This window comes from Ectothiorhodospira shaposhnikovii (assembly GCF_047222355.1).
GTDB lineage: Bacteria > Pseudomonadota > Gammaproteobacteria > Ectothiorhodospirales > Ectothiorhodospiraceae > Ectothiorhodospira.
On sequence record NZ_CP178333.1, the window covers coordinates 2,517,118 to 2,535,121 of the forward strand.

The window sequence follows — 18,004 nt, forward strand, 5'->3', positions numbered from 1 at the left end:
GAACCTTAAATGACCCCCTTGTCCTTCAGAAAACCGATGGAATCACTGACATTCTCGTGCACTCCCAGCTTGCGCGGCGACAACCCCAGGGACAGGCCCAGCAACTGGGTGAAGTAGACGATCTTCACATGGGTCTTGATACCAAACTCCGTCTCCGCGCGCACCTGATGCATCTCCAATCCCGAGTGACAGGTGGGGCATTCAGTGGCGATCACCTGGGCACCGGAATCCTCCGCCGCCTGCAACAGGTTCAGCACCAGCTGGGTGGAGGTATCGGAATCCGACAGGGTATGGGCACCGCCGCAACAGGCCGTCTTCAGCGGGAAATCCATGTTCTCGGCGCCGGCGGCCTCCAGCAGATCATCCATGAAGTGGGGCTTGTAGGTGGACTCGGAGCCGGGGCCCTGATCCTTCTCCGGAAAGATCTGCCGGGGCCGGGTGTACATGCAGCCGTAGTAGTTGGCGATGCGGATGCCGTTCAGGCTCTTCTTCATCCGCGCCTTGATGCCCTCCGGTCCCTTCTCCTCCATCAGCCACTCCAGCAGATGCACCGTGCGCACGTTCCCCTTGTACACCGGGTCACCCGCCTTGCGGGCCAGGTCCTGCACCGTTTCCATGGTCTTTTCGGAGGTGGTGGTTTCGTATTCGGCCTTCTTCAGGTTGTGGTAACAGCCATTGCAGGGGGCCATCACCGTGTCCAGCCCCATCTGTTCGGCGGCGATGGCCAGGTTACGGGCGGACAGATAGGTCTGCAGCATGGGATGGATGTTCTTCACTTCCATGGCGCCGCAACAGTTGTAGTCCTTGAGGTTGACCATCTCCATGTCCAGGGCCTTCACCAGCACCCGGGTGGACTTGTCGTAGGGGCCGGCGGAACCTTCCAGGGCACAGCCAGGATAGTATGCAACCTTAGCCATGGGTGGCCTCCTTCTGTTCACGCACATACTGCCGGAGCACCTCGCCGGTGCGTCCCCAGGAGCGGGTTCTGGGGGCAATGAGGACATTGCGCGCAAAGCGCATCCCCAGGCCTACCGGCAGATGCTGCATCAGACGCACGCCGAACACCCGCAGCCACTGGGGCACCAGGGGCTGACCGGTCTTCCTGAAGAAATTGAGCAGCACCAGGCTGTCCTCGATGCGGCCACGGGCATAGATCTGCTCGGTGAACTCCTCGTCAAAGACCCGGGACGGCGACTTGGGCATGTGACCCTCGTCCTCCAGCCAGTGGGCCAGGGCCTTCATCACCCCTTCCGGACGCACGTCCTTGGGGCAGATGCTGGTGCACTTGTTGCACGAGACGCACTGCCAGATGATGTCCTTGTCCTTGATGATTTCCTCCTTGAGCCCGGTGCGTACCGCATAGATCCAGTAACGGGGATTGAACTGCACGTTCTGGGCATACATGGTGCAGGAATTGGTACAGGAACCGCACTGCCAGCAGCGGTGCACGTTCTCCGCGCCGGGATAGCGCTGGATGACGGCCTCGAAGTCATCATCGTAATCGGTGATGGTCCGGGGCGTGATCATGGTGTTCCAGTGGCCGGACACATCCACGCCGTCCACCACCAGGGTTTCGTGGCGGAGCAGGCGCTCCGGTTCGATCAGGGATTTTTCATGTATCGCCATGCTTTTCTCCGCAACTCATCGCGCATCAGGGTCAGGCCGGGCCTGCCTAATGCCAAGTCTCTTGACCCGCGGCGGCCATTGCACCACGCCGCTCGTCGATACCCAGCAGTTTGACCACCAGCTCCATCGGATCCTGTCGGGCGCCGAAATCCCCCTGCAGGATGCCCAATCCCCCGGAGACGGAACGCACATAGTCCGCATAGGCCCGGGCCAGGATCAGATCCGTGATAAAAGGCAGATCCCGGTAGAAGCCGCTGGCGGTCAGATGTTCGGCAAACCACTGTCGCACCCCTTCCAGGGCCTCCGGTGTCAGCGCCAGGGGCAGGCTCTGCAGACTGTCACTGCCCGGCACGAACTCCCGCACGGCACCGCTCATGGTCCCGGTATCCCAGACCCAACGGGTCATCAGGGGGATTGTCTCCGGTGACCGAAAATGCAGCAGTTCCGCCGCCAGATCCCAGGCCGCCCGCCGCAACTTGCGCTCCGGCACCGGCAGACGGTCACAAAAGGCCTCCATGCGCCCGAGCAGGCGGCCCGGGCCGTAGACCAGTTCCAGCACGGCCTCGGCCAGGGCCGCCGGCGGCATCTCCCGCAGCACCGGCCCCAGTCGTCGCCGGGCGGGAAACACGCATTCCAGCAACAACAGGGGCACTTCCGCGGACAGGGATGCCGGACGGGCCTCGGGCAGGACACGGGCAAACAAGGCGTGCTTGCCGCCCAGGGCAGTGAGATAGCGCTCCACTCCCCCCCGCTCGCTCATGTCCTCCAACAGGGCCGCCAGCTTGCCGGCGACCACCTTCTCATCCAGGCGGATGGCCAGGGGCGCCGGGGTGATGGGCTGGGTCATGGGCATCTCAGCTCGCCTTGCGTGTCATGCCATGCAGGTCGGCAATGGCGCGGGCGCCGGCGGCCATGCCCTGAGAGATGGAGTCATCAATGGTCTCCGGCCCATAGGCGGCCCCGCAGGAATAGATGCCGGGACGGGTGGTGCCGCAGGTATTGGTGTAATGCTCGCCCCGTTCGATAAAGCCGTGCTGCTCCAGACCCACGCCGAACACCTTCGAGATCTCCGGATTGTCCATGTTGGGGTCCATGCCCACCGCATGCACCACCATGTCGAAGGGAATGACGATGGGCCGCTTCACCAGGGTGTCCTCCCCCTTGAGCAACAGGCGGCCGTCGGGCGCGGCGGTAACCTCGGCGATACGGGCCTTGACGAACTTGGTGCGGAATTCCTCCTGGGACTTCCAGTAGAAACGGTCCTCATAAAGACCGAAGGTGCGGATGTCCATGTAATAGATGAACACCTGGGTCTTGGGCGACAGCTCCTTGATCTCCATGGCCAGATTGGCCGAGACCGTACAGCAGATCTTGGAACACCACTCACGGCCGATCTGCCGGTCGCGGGAGCCCACGCACAGCAGGATGGCCACCCGCTCCGGTGTCCGCCCGTCGGAGGGACAGGCGATCTTGCCGGCGGTCACCATCTGCTCCACCTGGGTGGTGGTGACCACGTCCGGGAAGGTGCCGAACCCCCACTCGGGCTTGTTGACGGAATCAAAGTGGGTGAAGCCGGTGGCCAGCACCACGGCACCGGCCTTGACGCTCTTGCCGTTGCTCAGCTTGGCGGTGAACTTGCCCGCCTCCCCGTTGAGCTGCGTCACCTTGGTACCCTTGTGGATGGTGACATTGCCGTCTTCCTCCACCCGCTTGACCATGCGCCCGATGGCGTCCTTGGCCCATTCGCCGGAGGGCACCAGACGGGCATAGCCGGAGATGATCGGGGCACCGCCCAGCACGTCTTCCTTTTCCACCAGCACGGCCTTGTAACCGGCACTGGCCACCTGGGCCGCCGCCGACAGGCCGGCGGGTCCCGCACCGACGATCAGAACGGTATCCTGCATCACGCATTCCCCCCATAAGCGAGTTCGGGTTTGTAGAGATATTCGATGTTGCCCTGCTCGACTTCCTTCAGATAGGCCTGGAAGTTCTTCTTGGCCTCGGACCAGGAGATCCCCATCTTCTCCACCAACTCCTCGCAGGGCGAGGCATGCCACTGGAGCTGCACGATCTTCAGGGGGTCCGCCCCGCAGGCCAGGGCGGCGAACTGCACCTCGGCCATGATGGGGATCTGGAAGTTCTGGTCATGGGCCTTGCCGATCCACTGGTTCTTGTCCATGGTGGTGACGCAGCCGGTGTCGTTGGCCAGCATGACATCGGCATTGGCCTCTTCCCGGGCCACCCGGATCTTGCGGTTCATGGTGAAGGAACGGGTGAACTCCCGCTCGGAGATGATGTGCCTGAAGCCGAAGCCGCAGCAGTCATACCAGGTGGAATAATCGATCACCTGGGCGCCCAGGGCCTGGGCCATGGAAGTGATGATGGCGGTGCGATTGCCGCCCAGAACATCGGCGTCGTAGACGGCATCCTCGTGGATCATCTTGTAGTAATGGCAGGCCACGTGGGCAGTGGTGCGGATGTGGGAGACATCGATCTTCTGCAGCTCCGAGGCGATGCGATGGCGCATCACGTGCACCCATTCCGAGTAATGGATGATCTCCTCGGGGATCACCAGCTTGCCGTCCACCAGTCGACCCAGCTTGTCCAGAATCTTCGTGACCTTCTCCCGCAGCTGGGGGGATTCGATCAGGTACTTGCGGATCTCCTTGTAATTGCCGAAGGAGGTGCCGCAGTGAACCAGGGGATAGAAGTGGCCCAGCCCGTGGCCGTGCTGCTTGCCGGACACATAGGACTGGTGGAAATTCCTCAGGAACACCGCCGCCAGGGACTCCACGTTGCCAATGCCGGAACCGTGATAGTTCCAGGCGGTACAGGAGGTCTGATCGGTCTCGTCCAGGTAATCCTTGCCGGGCACGAAGCCGAACTCGTTCATGAACCACAGCAGGGAGGTGGGATAGCCGGGGATGTTGCCGCACTGACCACAGGACTTGTGATGCCAGAGCTGTCGGGTGGGGATCTTCTTGTCCCAGCCGAACAGGGTCTTCACCCTCTTGGGCTCATGCTGGTCCTCCACCCGATGAATGATGATGTGACCTTCCTTTTCCAGTTCGTACATGTGTTCGCGCACGTCATCCATGCGGTCGCCCAGATCGACGGTGCGGCGATCCACATGCTTGCGCACCCAGTCGGTGGCCTTGACGGCCTCGTCCCGGGAGAGCTGGGTCTGCTGGAAGAAGGAGCCGTGGCCGGCCACGCCCTGGCCATCGGTATTGTGGAATCCGGGCTTCATGGCCCCGGGGCCGGCCCCTTCGGCGGTGGCATTGTGCCCGCCGGGGGTATGATCTTTCTTCTTGGAACTCATGTGTGCCACTCCTCTACTACGCTCGGCTTTGGTGCTCAGGCAAGGATCCGGCTCAGTCTTCTTCTTGTTCTTCGAGCCATTCCTCGTATTCCTCCCGCTTCTCGTCGATGAAGTCCTCGATCACGTCAAACAGGTTCTCGTCCATCAGTTCCAGGGATTTGAGTACCCCGGTCATCTCCCAGATGGTGTACATCTCCACCGAGGTCTTCAGGGAGATTTCCCAGGCGGTATCGGTGGTTTGCAGGGTCTTCATGGGGATGGCCTTGCGCAGGATGCGCAGGTCGCCGTCCACCTTCTGGATGTTCGGTCCCCAGTCGGGGAAGTGATCCGGCTGGATCATGTCCGGAGAGAGCTGGTTGCCGGTGGTGATGAGCTTGAGCATCACCCGACCGAAGGGCCGCAGCACGTCCTTGGCGGATTGCATCTCATGCTTGATGGCCACCTCCCGCATGATGGCCACCAGGCCACCGGGGGAGTTCTTGAAGGGACAGCGCGCGGCGCAGGTCATGCACTGGGCACAGGCCCAGATCTTCTCCTGCATGGCGTCGTACACCTGCTCCACGTTCTCGGTCCACAGGAGTTGGACGATCTCCCGGGGGCTGTAGTCGTAGAACTGGGCCGATGGACAGGTGGCGGTGCAGATCCCGCAGTTCAGACACCCGTTGAGCTCGTGGTCATAGCGAAAGTCGCTGCGGATATCATCGTATATCTGCTGCATTTCGGCGTAAGTTGCCATGGCGTACCTCGTCTTTCATTGCCCGGGGAGATATCCTTACACCCAAGCAAATTTGTCAACTATTAGCGTTCAGCGAGTGTAGTTCATTTTCCGGGTACGGAGAGGCCGGCAGCCGCTAGATGAAAAGGCAGATGTCGGACTCGCCCGCAAACTCGAAGAAAGTGGCGGCACCGCCGTATTCCACGCCGTCGATGAAGTCGTCCCGCGACATGTCGAACAGATCCACCGTCATCTGACAGGCGATCATCTTCACCTCCGCCTCCTGGCACATCTCGCGCAGTTCTTCCACGCTGGCCACACCCTTGGACTTCATCTTCTGCTTCATCATGTGGGTCATCATGCCCTGCATGCCGGGCAGGGCCTGCAGCAGGACCGGCATGGGCATCGGCATGGGCATGCCGGGATTGCCCAGGGAGGTCACTTTCAGATCGGGTTTCTTCTTGAGCAGTTGCAGGCCGTAAAAGGTGAAGAACACCTGCACCTGGTAGCCCAGGGCGGCCGCGGTGGAAGCCAGGATGAAAGGCGGATAGGCCCAGTCCAGGGTTCCCTTGGTGGCAATGATGGCCAGCTTCTTCTCGGACACGTGGCATCCCCTCCGTTATGCCTTTGACGATGATCTGCCCGGGGTGTGCGTCCTGCCGCGGCCATGGCGCGGCAGGACGGCTCCCCGGATCAGGATTTGCGCATCAAGAAGAGGAACTTGCCGCCCTCTTCCCGGTGTTCCAGCAGTTCATTACCGGTCTGTTTGGCAAAGGCCTCGAAGTCCTTCACGGAGCCCGGGTCGGTGGCGATGATCCGCAACACCTGACCGCTGTCCATGGAGGCCAGGGATTTCTTGGCACGCAGGATGGGCAGGGGGCAGTTCAGCCCGGAGGCATCCAGTTCCTGGTCAAAATCGGACATCTCGATTTTCTCCTCGTCTATCAAGTGGTCTGGGGCATCTTCGCCGGCAACCCGCGAGGTCCCGCCGGCGCCCACCCCGATCATCTCACGAAATTTCCCGTCATCGGACAGGGGAAACTTCAGTATTTTTTATCCGCCTACCAGAACAACTTGGGGAAGCCGCCATTCCCACCCAACCTCGTCACTCCTCCCAACCTCGTCACTCCCGCGAAAGCGGGAGTCCAGCACCTATGCTCCGTCACTGGATTCCCGTTTTCACGGGAATGACCGGCCCAGGCGGTCCCTTGACATGACATCCGGCACCAGGCTTCCTTATTTGCTTATTCTCAATAACAATATAGCGATATTCTTCTGAACGTCCAGCTTATGCGGAAAGAAGGATATGAGAACGATTCCCACAGCCAATGAACGAAGAATCAGGGCCGCTGTCTCACCGGGAACACGCATGATACTGTTCCCATTACCGGCCCGGCCGTCCCAAGCGGAGGAACCCTCATCGTGGACAAGAAGCATTTTGCCGCCGATACCCAGTATGCTGTCACGCTGCGTGACGAACATCGGCGCTTGCGCCCCGCCAACCTTTACGTGCATCGGCTCTTCGATGACAGCATGATCGTGCGTCGGACCGACGGCCCCCAATCAGGGCAGTTGTTCAAGATCCGCTACGAGGATGTGGTTCGGATTGCGCGAACCATCCCGGTGGACCAGTCCAGGCGCTTCATGCTGCCGGAGGCCATGCTTATGCCGAAACTATGGGAAAACCGCACCACCATGAATGCCTACGCCTCGGCCCCCGGCCTGGGCAAGTAGCCGGCGCAAGCCCCGCATCCAACCGACCGGTACCCGGCCGTCAGCCGGGTACCGGTGTCCTGCGCGGATTCCTGACCCTTGGGCTCTGCCTGTTGCTGGCCGTCGCCAGCCCGCTCCAGGCAGGCATCAACCTGCCGGAAATCGGAGATCCCTCCTCCGCCCTGCTGTCCCCCTCCCAGGAACAGCAACTGGGCCGCACCCTGCTGCGGGAGGTGCGCCGCACCCTGCCCCTGAGCAAGGACCCGGTCCTTCTGGGCTATGTGGAAGCCCTGGGACAGCGACTGGTCTCCAGCGCCCCGGACGCCCACCCCAACTTCACCTTCCTGGTGGTGGAAGACCCCCGCATCAATGCCTTCGCCATGCCCGGGGGCATCATCGGCATCAACACCGGGCTGATCGACGCCGCCCGCAATGAAGGCGAGCTGGCCGCGGTCATCGCCCACGAAATCGCCCACGTCACCCAGCGTCACATCGCCCGTGCCTATGCAGGCAGCACCCGTATCGACCTGGCCACGGGGCTGGCCATCCTGGCCGGCATCATCGCCAGCGCCTACGCCCCGGAAGTGGGCCAGGCGGCCATCATCGGCGGCATGGCCGGCGGTGCCCAGGCCCGGATCAACTTCACCCGGGCCAACGAACAGGAGGCGGACCGGATCGGCATCGGCATTCTGGCCGCGGCCGACTACGACCCCCAGGCCATGCCCGGCTTCTTCGAACGCATGCTCCAGCTCAGCGGCGGTGCCGGCGAGGCAGTGCCCGAGTACCTGCGCACCCACCCGGTGACCAGCAACCGCATCACCGACAGCCGCCTGCGGGCCGATCAATACAGCGGGGACTTTCGCACCGACTCCCAGGCCTTTCGCATGATCCTTGCCCGGGTCCAGGCCCTGCAGGACCCGGCCCGGGTCATCGACCTCCATACCCGTGACCGGAGCGGCGACCCGCAGGATGCCGCCAGGCGCTACGGCTACGCCATCGCGCTCATCCAGCGCGGCCAGACCGAACAGGCCCTGCAGGCGCTCCAGGGTATTTCAGGACAGGACGGCGCGGACCTGTATCTGGAACTGGCCCGGGCCGAGGCCCACATGGCGGCCAGGCCCACCAACCACCAGGCGGCCCTTCAGATTCTGGAAAGACTGAACGATATCTACCCCAGACACCTGCCGGTCACCCAGACCTACGTGCAGGCCCTGATCGGCGCCGGAGACCACACCCGGGCCATGCAAGTGGCCGACGGCCTGCTGTCGGCCGATGCCAAGGCGCCCGAGTTGCTGCGTCTCAAGGCCGATGCCGCCTCGCGCCTGGGCCGGCAGGCGGTCAGTCATGAAAGCATGGCGGAATATTATTTCCATCACGGCCAGTATCGTGAGACCGTCAGGCAACTGGACATGGCCCTGACCGCCCAGGATCTAACCCCCCATGTGGAGGAGCGGGTCAGGAGCAAACGTGCCATCGCGTTGCGGTTTTTGGACGATCGCTGAGCCGGAGCCAGGTATTGACCGACATCAACCCGCCTATATAACTAAAAATTACTTGTAAAAAAGATTTAGTTAGGTAGGCTGTAACCCCAGAGAGCCCGCGGCCATACCCCGAGCCGAAACCGGGCATCTCCAACCATGAGACGTGAGAGAGTGGAGGAGACCGCATGAACAGCAAGCGTCGAGTGTTTCTCAAGGGCACCCTCGCGGCAGGCACCGTGGGTGTCGCCGTGGGTGCCGGCCTGCTGACCCCCAGTACCGTCCTCGCCGACTGGCCCAAGGCCGCTTTCCAAGCCAATTCCCTGAGTGATGCGCTCAAGTCCGCCCTGGGTTCGGACAGCCACAGCAGCGGCGACATCACCATCCGGGCACCGGATATCGCCGAAAACGGCGCCGTGGTCCCGATCACCGTGGAATCCACGCTGTCCGGCGTTACTGACATTGCCATCCTGGCGGTTGCCAACAACGCGCCCCTGACCTCCAGTTACAAGCTGGGCGAAGGCACCAAGGCCTTCGTTGCCACCCGCATCAAGATGGGTGAAACCTCCGATATCGTCGCGGTACTCAAGGCCAACGGCCAGCTCTACAGCGGCACCAAGGAGGTCAAGGTCACCATCGGCGGCTGCGGCGGCTAAGCAAGGCAAGCCCCCGGCAACCGAGGCATCAAGGCGAATTCGCAGGAGAAAGCACCATGTCCAGCATCCGAGTCCGAGCCCAGATCGAAGGCGGCGTCACCAATGTGCGTGCCCTCATCAGTCACCCCATGGAAACCGGCCAGCGCCGGGACCAGGGCGGCAACACCATTCCCGCCCATTTCATCACCGAGGTCAAGGCCGAGTGCAACGGCAAGCATGTACTGACCGCCAACTGGGGTCCGGCCATTTCCCGTAACCCTTATCTGTCCTTCCAGTTCGAAGGGGCCGCCGCCGGCGACACCCTGAAGCTTTCCTGGGTGGACAACAAGGGTGATTCGGACACCACCGAAGTCCGCATCAGCTGATCCACAGAAGATCAGTCATCAGTAGAACGGAAGTACGCAGGAGGTTTGTCGCGCCAAGGGTCCCGGTTAGACCGTGACCACCACCAAAGAGGAATACAGAGACCAGACCCGGGTGACCGGCACAGGTCCAGGCAGGAACACATAAAACGACACCTGCCAGATTCAGCAAGCCCGGTAAAAGCCGGGCTTTCTTTTGGCCGGGATCCGCCGGCCCGCGTTCAATCATCGTGTGAGGAGAAGGCATGAACCTGACCCGCAGAGAATTTCTCCAGGTACTGAGTGCCGCCGGCATGGCCGGATTCGCCCTGTCCGCCTGCGGTCGTGGCAACGGCAACGGCGCTACCCTGCCCCGCCCGGATGCCACCGGCAGTCCCTATGAGCTGCGCCCCTACGGCAATGTCTCGCTGCTGCACTACACCGACTGCCACGGCCAGTTGCTGCCCGTGTACTTTCGCGAGCCCCACGTCAACCTGGGCCTCGGCGAAATGCAGGGCCGCCCCCCTCACCTGGTGGGCCGGCATCTGCTGAACCACTACGGCCTGGAACACCCCAACCTCTGGTCCCATGCCTATACTCACCTGGATTTTGTCCACCTGGCGGAGCAGTACGGCCGCGTGGGCGGATTTGCCCACCTGGCCACCCTGGTCAAGCACATCCGCGCCCAGCGCCCCGGTGCCCTGCTCCTGGACGGCGGTGACACCTGGGGTGGCGGTTCCGGCACCGGCGTCTGGACCCATGCCCAGGACATGGTGGACGCCCAACTACTGCTGGGCGTGGACATCATGACCGGTCACTGGGAATACACCTTCGGCGCCGACCGGGTACAGGAAATCCTGCGGAACGACTTTGCCGGACGCATCGACTTCGTGGCCCAGAACGTGGTGGACGTGGACTGGGAGGAGCGAGTCTTCAAGCCCTATGTGATCCGCGAGATCAACGGCGTCAACGTGGCGGTGATCGGCCAGGCCTTCCCCTACACCCCCATCGCCAATCCCAGGCACTTGATGCCGGAGTGGTCCTTCGGCATCCGGCATCGGGAGATGCAGGAAAGTGTCGATCAGGCCCGTGCCGAAGGCGCCGAGGTGGTGGTGGTGCTGTCCCACAACGGCATGGACGTGGACATCAAGATGGCCGGACTGGTCAACGGCATCGATGCCATCATGGGCGGTCACACCCATGATGCGGTCCCGGCCCCCCTGGAAGTCAGAACCCCCGCCGGCGGCACCTGCCTGGTCACCAATGGCGGCTCCAACGGCAAATTCCTCGCCGTCCTGGACCTGAATTTCGCCAACGGCCGGATCGAGGGATACCGTTACCATCTGCTGCCGGTGTTCGCCAACCTGATCGACCCCGACCCGGAGATGAGCCGATACATCGAAGACCTGCGCCATCGCACCGTCACCTTCGACGGCGAGACCTTCCGCATGGCGGACAAGCTGGGCGAGGCGCTGGCGGTCAGCGACGACCTGCTCTACCGCCGCGGCAACTTCAACGGCACCTTCGACCAACTCATCTGCGATGCCCTGATGGAACAGGTGGACGCCCAGATCTCGTTTTCTCCCGGCTTCCGCTGGGGCACCACCGTCCTGCCGGGCATGCCCATCACCTTCGAGCATGTGATGGACCAGACCGGCCTCACCTACCCGGCGGTGACCCGCAATGAAATGCGCGGCGAGATGATCAAGACCATCCTTGAAGACGTAGCCGACAACCTGTTCAACAAGGATCCGTTCTACCAGCAGGGCGGCGACATGGTGCGCGTGGGCGGACTGCGCTATGCCATCGACCCCACCCGGGACATCGGCGAACGCATCACGGCCATGGAACTGGACGGCAAGCCCATCGACCCGAACGGCACCTATGTGGTGGCGGGCTGGGCCAGCGTGCAGGAACAGCCGATGGGAGACACCGGCCGCAAGATCTGGGACGTGGTAGCCGATTATCTGCGGGACCACCAAACCGTACGCATCACCGACCTCAACGAGCCGGTGCTCAAGGGCGTGGACGGCAATCCCGGCATTGCCGCGTAAAACATCAAACCTTGAATCGCCCCACCAGGTTCTGCAAATCCGCCGCCAGCCTGGCCAGCTCGTCGCTGGCCAGGGCAATCTGATCGGAACCGGATGAAGTCTGCTCCACGGCCTGGGCAATATTGGTGATATTGCGGTTGATCTCCTCGGTCACGGCCGACTGCTCCTCGGCGGCACTGGCGATCTGGGCATTCATGTCATTGATATTGTTGACGGCGCCGCTGATGACCTTGAGCGACTCACCGGCACGGGCGGCCTGGGTCACGCTCTGACGCGCCCTGCCCCGGCCTTCCTCCATGGCTTTCACCGCACCGGAGGCGCCCGACTGCAGTCGCTCGATCATGGCCTGGATCTCCGTGGTGGAGGTCTGGGTCCGGCTGGCCAGGGTTCTCACTTCATCGGCCACCACCGCAAATCCCCTGCCCTGCTCACCGGCCCGGGCCGCCTCGATGGCGGCATTCAGGGCCAGCAGATTGGTCTGTTCGGCAATGCCCCGAATCACTTCCAGCACCTTGCCGATATCGTCACTGTCCTCGGACAGCCGGGTAATCACCTGGGAGGCATTCTCCACCTCCCTGGCCAGCGCCTCGATGGCACGGATCGTCTCCTTGACCTCCTTCTCACCCTCGGCGGCTTCCCGACGGGTGGAAGCCGCCGCATGCGCCGCCTCGGAAGCGTTGCGGGAGACCTCGTGCACCGTGGCCGTCATCTGGTTCATGGCCGTGGCCACCTGATCGGTTTCGGAGTGCTGGCGCCGAACCTGCTCGCGGGTGGCCTCCGTGGTACTGGATAACTCCTCGGCCGCCGCCGCCAGCTGACTGGACGCCGCGCTTGCCTGCCGGACCAGTTCGCGGATCTTGCCGACAAATTCGTTGAAGGCCCTGGCCAACTCGGACAGCTCATCCCGCCCTCGGGCATCCAGTTGTCGCGTCAGATCTCCCTCCCCCCGGGAAATGTCGTGGAGGGCATTGGACAACTGGAGGATGGGACCGACAATAACCCGGGCCAGAAAAATGGCCACGACCACTCCGACCGCCACCAGCAACAAGATACCCATCACCAGGCGGGTCACCATCTGGTTCACGCCCTGACTGACGATGGCATCGATCTGCTGTCGCGGAATGCCCAGGAACAGGATGCCGATGACCTGATTGGAGGCGTCCTTGATCGGCTCATAGACCGTGAGATGGGATACGCCGAGGATCTGGGCCTCACCGATGTAGCGCTGCCCTGCCGAAACAGGCACAAAGGCCGAACTGGCCTCTCCCAATTGGGTGCCCACGGCGCGACGTCCATCGGGCAGGCGGATACTGGTGGTCACCCGAGTGAAGTCCCTACCGTCCCGGGCAAATACCGTTGCCAGCACACCCAGCTCCTGCCCCAGCCTGTCCACCACCTCGAAACGGTCATTGATCGGCCTGCCCTGGGCGTCCACCAGCTTCCCGTCCACCAGTCGCAGCGCGCCCCACTCGCCGGCGACGTAATTTCCCGCCGACCAGATGTCACCTTCGATCTTCATCCTCAAGGTATGGTCCACCAATACGTGGCCCATGCGTCCAGCCCCCTGACTGGCGATGAGCAAGCTGGCCACACCGATCAGGATCAGCAGGGTCACGGTGACGGCGATCAAGCGCGTGCGGATGGTCAGGTGATTCCACATGGTGTCGGCCCTTGAAAGGCGAGAGTCAGGAAGATTCAGACTGTCACTGGATTCCCACTTGCGTGGGAACGATGCATTCACAGGCATCCCATCCCGGTGCGGTAAACCGCGTACCACCGTCAGTACACACGCACAGCCACCATTCCGAGACCGGCACTCCCAACATTAAGCCGGTATCTGAATGAGCATGATTCTTTTAATAACAATTAAAATCAATGACTTGAGATTTCAAACCAAAGATCCCTGATCCACCATTTTAATAATTATTCTAAATTTTACACCCAGTTTCCGCGCGTACAATGCCGCTTGGTGGTGATTATTCCGCATCCGTCGGATAAGCCCTTTCCAAACCCGTATCGGCCTTGCCGGCAAACGCTGAAATATAGGCATAGCAGGTATGGGCATCCTCGGCCAGTTCCAGCAGACTGATGGTGCGGCGCTGCCACTGGCTGAAATCCAGTTCCCCCGCGGATCGGGACATGTCCTGGAAGCCCATGCTCCAGTCCGAAAACACCCTTGAACGTATCTCCCCCTCCGCCACGATGCGAACATCCTCATGCCGGGGATCCAGACGGATCCGTGCCATCGTCGCATCCACCTGCGCCCTGGGCCCCTCCAACATCTGCATGAACTGGCCATCCTGATAAATCAGAAATCCGGTCACGCCGGAGCGGGCATTGGCGGTGCGCGCGGTTCGCAAAATCGCCTGCAGGGAATCGCCATCCAGCGGCTCGACGGTACGACTGACATACAGCACGAAACTTTCCTCGCCCTGATCCTCCCCATGATCAAAATCAGACTGTGCATCCATCAGGCGCACGAAATCCTCCGGCTTCATGGGGGCGTGAAACAGATATCCCTGAAACAACCCGCATCCCCCGTTGAGCAGTTCCAGATGCTGCCCCTGGGTCTCCACCCCTTCCGCCACCAGGGTCAACCCCAGCGACCGTCCCAGGCCGATGACGGCCCTGACCACCGCGCGGCTCTCATGACGGGTTTCGATCCCATCCACGAAGGCACGGTCAATCTTCAGAATGCTGACCGGCAGACGCGTCAGCTGAGCCAAAGAGGAATACCCCGTGCCGAAATCATCCACGGCCAGGCGCAGCCCCAGATCCGCCAGCCGGCGAAGCACCAGAAGATTGGCGTCGATATCCGCCATCAATGCCGTCTCCGTCACCTCCAGCACAATACGGGACGGATCGGCCTCGGTTTCCCGCAGCACGCGAGACATGTCATCCACCAGAGACTCGTCACTCAACTGGCGGGCGGAGAGGTTGACCGAGACATACGGTGCGTGCGTTCCCCAACGACGGCGCCACTCCACTTCGGCCAGGCATCCGGCCCGAAACACCCAAAGGCCGATGGGCAAAATGGCACCGCTCATCTCGGCGATGGGGATGAAGACGGCCGGAGACACTTCCCCCTGGGGAGGAAACCAGCGCAGCAGCAGTTCAGCCCCGACAATCCGCCCGCGATCCGAAGACAGGATGGGCTGGAAGCGGGCCTGCAATTCCTGATTCTCGATGGCACCCCGCAACCCCAGGGTCACATTCAGCCGCTGCAAGGCCTGGTGATGCTGATAGTCATTGAAAAATTGCCAACCGTCGCGCCCCTTCTGCTTGAGGGCATGCAACGCCGTCTCCGCGCAGCGCATGACATCATCGGCACTGTGAGTGCTGCCCTGCCCCGTTGCCACCCCGATGCTGGCGGTCACGATCACCGGCACTCCGTTGACCTCGAACGGCTGGCGCATGGCCTCGTTGAGGCGCTCGGCAAGACCGGCGATGGCCGCCGGCTGACCCACCTGCTCCGCCAGGATCGCAAACTCATCTCCGGCCAGGCGCGCCACCGTATCGCCGGGACGGACCTGTTCCAGCAAACGTCGAGTCACCGCCATCAGCAACGCATCACCGGTCTGCCGGTCATGACTGTCATTGATCAGCTTGAACCCATCCAGCCCCAGATGCAGCAGGGCGACGTTCAGACCATGGCGGCGGGAGCGTGCCAGGGCGTTACTCAGGCGCTCATGCATCAGGGCACGGTTGGGCAAGCCGGTGAGGACGTCATGGGTGGCGCGCCAGAGCAGTTCCTTCTCCGCCTGCTTGCGCGCCGAGATATCCAGCACGGTCACCACCAGATTCCAGGCGCCTTGCTGATGGAACTTGGCAATGGAAGCCTCCAGGGACAGGAAACTGCCATCCTTGTGATATCCGGTGATTTCCGACCGCTCCGCCATCCGCCGCTCATCTTCCGGGCCTTCGAGGAATCGCCGGTAAAACAGCGCATGACGTTCCCGCAGGTGCGGCGGCACCAGCAGATGCACGGACTGCCCGATCAGTTCGCCGTCCTCATAGCCGAACAGTTCACAGGCCCGCCGGTTGACGTGGGTCAGGATTCCCTGCGCATCCGCCGTCAGGATCGCGATATCCGCCCAGGCCAGGATGTGCCGGGCCAACCCGCCCACTTCCCCATCCTCGGCCGTCGCGGTGGCCATCAGCTGGCCGAACGGAGTCCGCGGCGGCAAACCAGGTACCGGGGAAGAGGACCGATAGCGTTCAGGAATCTCCGGGGGAATGGGACCGAAGCTTTCAATGATGCTGAAACCGCCGTCGCCATTGCAGCGTGCCAGATAGGCGTTGATCTCGGCATGTCGCAGTACCGGGTCCGTACTCACTTGCCCCTGAGGTGCCGATACCCGCACACGGGCAAGGGCTGAACACAATGCATCCGTCGCGCACGTGCCGGCTTGCCGGACGGCCTGGGCAAACGCCTGCACACAGACATGGGTGCCTTCGCCGAAATGGGTGAGGACACCATTACCCCGAGGCCAGATACCGGTCATGCCCGGCAGCCCGGACAGACGCCGGAGAACGTCGCGGTTGGCCGGGGTATCCACCGACATGAAATAACTGTTAACGGCATAGACGCCCTGGCGCGCCTCCCGGGAAAGCTGACCGGCCATGACCTCATCGAAATGACCGGTGACCAGGGCCATGCGCCGATTCAGTCCGATGGCGGCGCAACGGCGGAACAATCTGACCTGATCCTGACCGGCAAAATAGGGTACGAACACATCGGCGCCGGATCGACCGACCTGCTCCAACAGGATCGCCAGATCCTGTTCGCTCGCGTCAAAGGGCAAGTACTCCTCCCCCACCACGTCTCCCCCCAGGGCGAGCAAGGCCCGCTTGGCGGCATCGATGGAACCCCGGGGCCATTCGTAGTTATTGCCGGCAAAAAACATCTTCAAGCCATGACGCCGGGCCATGAATGGAATCATGGGCTCGATCTGCTGATTGGGCAGGGCGGAAAAACTGAAGAAGAAGGGCTCGTGAATGCTGCCCTCATAGAAGGAAAAATTCAGCAGGGGCACGCGCCGGGCCGTGGCCACCCGGGTGGCCACGGCAATGCGGGAATTGGACAGGAGATTACCGATCATGGCCGCGCAGCCATGCTCGTCCACCAGGCGCTGGGCCGCGGGCACCGCCGTTTCGGGCTGACTGCCGTCATCCTCGACCACCAGCGCCAGGGGACGCCCCAGAAGGCCGCCGCTTTCGTTGACCTCGTCCACGGCCATTCGGGCGGCCCGGCAGATTTCCTCGCCATAAAGACCGGCAATCCCGGTCAGAGGGGCCATCAGACCTAGACGGATGGGACCAGACAACGGCAAGGACATGGCGGATATACCACGTGATGCGCCATTACGGCAGGTACGCAGTAATGATAACCGATCAGGCCATGATGGGAACCGAGATTGGAGACCGGCGCGGTCAATCCACATCCCCTCCCGGATGGAATTGAGACCAGAACGACACGGGCGTCCAAGGGGGAATAATTCGCTTCGAATCGGGCGGTGATCAGCGATTAGGGGTGGGAAACAACACCTGGGCGGCAGCGAACGAATCCGCCCGGATCGCCTGGGACATGTGCACTTTCTGAGCTGCCTGGGCGGCCACTCAAGAGCACTCAAGAGTGCCTGTCCCTCTTCCCTGCACTCTTCCCTGCAGACACTGCGCGAGATGTCCGGCTCGGGGTTCGAACCCGTGCACCACCGACACCCACCTATGTCAAAAACGCCCGAACCAAACCCGTAACGATCACGCCCAGGGCGGCGAACAAAAACATCACCGCCAGATCCACCGAGGCTGCAGCCAACCCTATGGCGGCCAGCATGAGCAGAGCGCCTTGAAGCACTAATTTCACGAGTCACCCCGCTCCGGAAGCAAGTAGTAGTAAGGATAACCACCGACATGGGCGAGGTCACCTGCGGGGAGCGCGGAGCGATGCTTTACCAGGACATATCAAACAGCGGCTCATCCCCTCACTTACGGGGAATGCTAGAAACCCTTGTATCGACGTAATTGGCACATCGGTTCATCCCCGCACCCACGGGGAACGCCGTGCCGGCCTGTGCGGCGTCTGTGAAGGTCCCGGTT

The 18,004-nt window shown here is 62.2% G+C and carries 16 protein-coding genes and 1 CRISPR repeat array (1 of these 17 cut by a window edge); of the genes, 5 read left to right on the plus strand and 11 right to left on the minus strand.

What is annotated here, in order from left to right; all coding sequences use genetic code 11:
• Window positions 1-5: 5 nt before the first annotated feature.
• The 8 genes from ACLF6L_RS11480 to ACLF6L_RS11515 form a co-directional block, all read right to left on the minus strand.
• A complete protein-coding gene (locus ACLF6L_RS11480; protein ID WP_238615859.1) occupies window positions 6-917 on the minus strand; it encodes a CoB--CoM heterodisulfide reductase iron-sulfur subunit B family protein in 912 nt (303 codons plus the stop codon).
• On the minus strand, window positions 910-1,626 hold the full coding sequence (locus tag ACLF6L_RS11485; protein WP_238615858.1) for a 4Fe-4S dicluster domain-containing protein: 717 nt from the start codon (window positions 1,624-1,626) through the stop codon (window positions 910-912). The genes ACLF6L_RS11480 and ACLF6L_RS11485 overlap by 8 nt, the downstream gene beginning before the upstream one ends.
• Before the next feature lie 46 nt (window positions 1,627-1,672).
• Window positions 1,673-2,473: a hypothetical protein gene (locus ACLF6L_RS11490; protein WP_238615857.1), complete on the minus strand. Its 801-nt coding sequence runs from the start codon at window positions 2,471-2,473 to the stop codon at window positions 1,673-1,675.
• Window positions 2,474-2,480: 7 nt separating this feature from the next.
• Window positions 2,481-3,530: a CoB--CoM heterodisulfide reductase iron-sulfur subunit A family protein gene (locus tag ACLF6L_RS11495; protein WP_238615856.1), complete on the minus strand. Its 1,050-nt coding sequence runs from the start codon at window positions 3,528-3,530 to the stop codon at window positions 2,481-2,483.
• Window positions 3,530-4,948: a heterodisulfide reductase-related iron-sulfur binding cluster gene (locus ACLF6L_RS11500; protein WP_238615855.1), complete on the minus strand. Its 1,419-nt coding sequence runs from the start codon at window positions 4,946-4,948 to the stop codon at window positions 3,530-3,532. The genes ACLF6L_RS11495 and ACLF6L_RS11500 overlap by 1 nt, the downstream gene beginning before the upstream one ends.
• A 52-nt stretch (window positions 4,949-5,000) precedes the next feature.
• Entirely contained in the window at window positions 5,001-5,666 is a 666-nt protein-coding gene (locus ACLF6L_RS11505) for a 4Fe-4S dicluster domain-containing protein (protein ID WP_238616139.1), read from the minus strand.
• A gap of 133 nt (window positions 5,667-5,799) precedes the next feature.
• A complete protein-coding gene (gene dsrE2 / locus ACLF6L_RS11510) occupies window positions 5,800-6,267 on the minus strand; it encodes a sulfur carrier protein DsrE2 (protein ID WP_008932743.1) in 468 nt (155 codons plus the stop codon).
• Between the two features lie 89 nt (window positions 6,268-6,356).
• Complete coding sequence (locus ACLF6L_RS11515) at window positions 6,357-6,587, minus strand: sulfurtransferase TusA family protein (RefSeq protein WP_008932742.1); 231 nt, start codon at window positions 6,585-6,587, stop codon at window positions 6,357-6,359.
• A 498-nt stretch (window positions 6,588-7,085) separates the two neighbouring features.
• Between ACLF6L_RS11515 and ACLF6L_RS11520 the strand changes: the two genes are divergently transcribed.
• The 5 genes from ACLF6L_RS11520 to soxB all read left to right on the plus strand — a co-directional run bounded on the left by ACLF6L_RS11520 (window position 7,086) and on the right by soxB (window position 11,905).
• Entirely contained in the window at window positions 7,086-7,397 is a 312-nt protein-coding gene (locus ACLF6L_RS11520) for a hypothetical protein (RefSeq protein WP_008932740.1), read from the plus strand.
• A 92-nt stretch (window positions 7,398-7,489) separates the two neighbouring features.
• Entirely contained in the window at window positions 7,490-8,878 is a 1,389-nt protein-coding gene (locus ACLF6L_RS11525) for a M48 family metalloprotease (RefSeq protein WP_238615854.1), read from the plus strand.
• A 164-nt stretch (window positions 8,879-9,042) separates the two neighbouring features.
• Entirely contained in the window at window positions 9,043-9,510 is a 468-nt protein-coding gene (gene soxY / locus ACLF6L_RS11530) for a thiosulfate oxidation carrier protein SoxY (protein ID WP_412851705.1), read from the plus strand.
• A gap of 56 nt (window positions 9,511-9,566) precedes the next feature.
• On the plus strand, window positions 9,567-9,875 hold the full coding sequence (gene soxZ, locus ACLF6L_RS11535; protein WP_238615852.1) for a thiosulfate oxidation carrier complex protein SoxZ: 309 nt from the start codon (window positions 9,567-9,569) through the stop codon (window positions 9,873-9,875).
• A 242-nt stretch (window positions 9,876-10,117) separates the two neighbouring features.
• Complete coding sequence (gene soxB, locus ACLF6L_RS11540) at window positions 10,118-11,905, plus strand: thiosulfohydrolase SoxB (RefSeq protein WP_412851706.1); 1,788 nt, start codon at window positions 10,118-10,120, stop codon at window positions 11,903-11,905.
• 4 nt (window positions 11,906-11,909) lie between these two features.
• On the opposite strand, the gene ACLF6L_RS11545 is transcribed toward soxB, so the two are convergent.
• From ACLF6L_RS11545 to ACLF6L_RS11555, 3 genes are all read right to left on the minus strand, one after another.
• On the minus strand, window positions 11,910-13,565 hold the full coding sequence (locus ACLF6L_RS11545; RefSeq protein ID WP_412851707.1) for a methyl-accepting chemotaxis protein: 1,656 nt from the start codon (window positions 13,563-13,565) through the stop codon (window positions 11,910-11,912).
• Window positions 13,566-13,881: 316 nt separating this feature from the next.
• The gene (locus tag ACLF6L_RS11550; RefSeq protein WP_412851708.1) at window positions 13,882-17,205 is read right to left on the minus strand and encodes an EAL domain-containing protein; all 3,324 of its coding nucleotides are present in this window, start codon (window positions 17,203-17,205) and stop codon (window positions 13,882-13,884) included.
• 425 nt (window positions 17,206-17,630) lie between these two features.
• On the minus strand, window positions 17,631-17,771 hold the full coding sequence (locus ACLF6L_RS11555) for a hypothetical protein (protein ID WP_412851709.1): 141 nt from the start codon (window positions 17,769-17,771) through the stop codon (window positions 17,631-17,633).
• Between the two features lie 106 nt (window positions 17,772-17,877).
• Window positions 17,878-18,004: a CRISPR direct-repeat array (repeat unit 29 nt) (it continues 5,884 nt past the right edge of the window).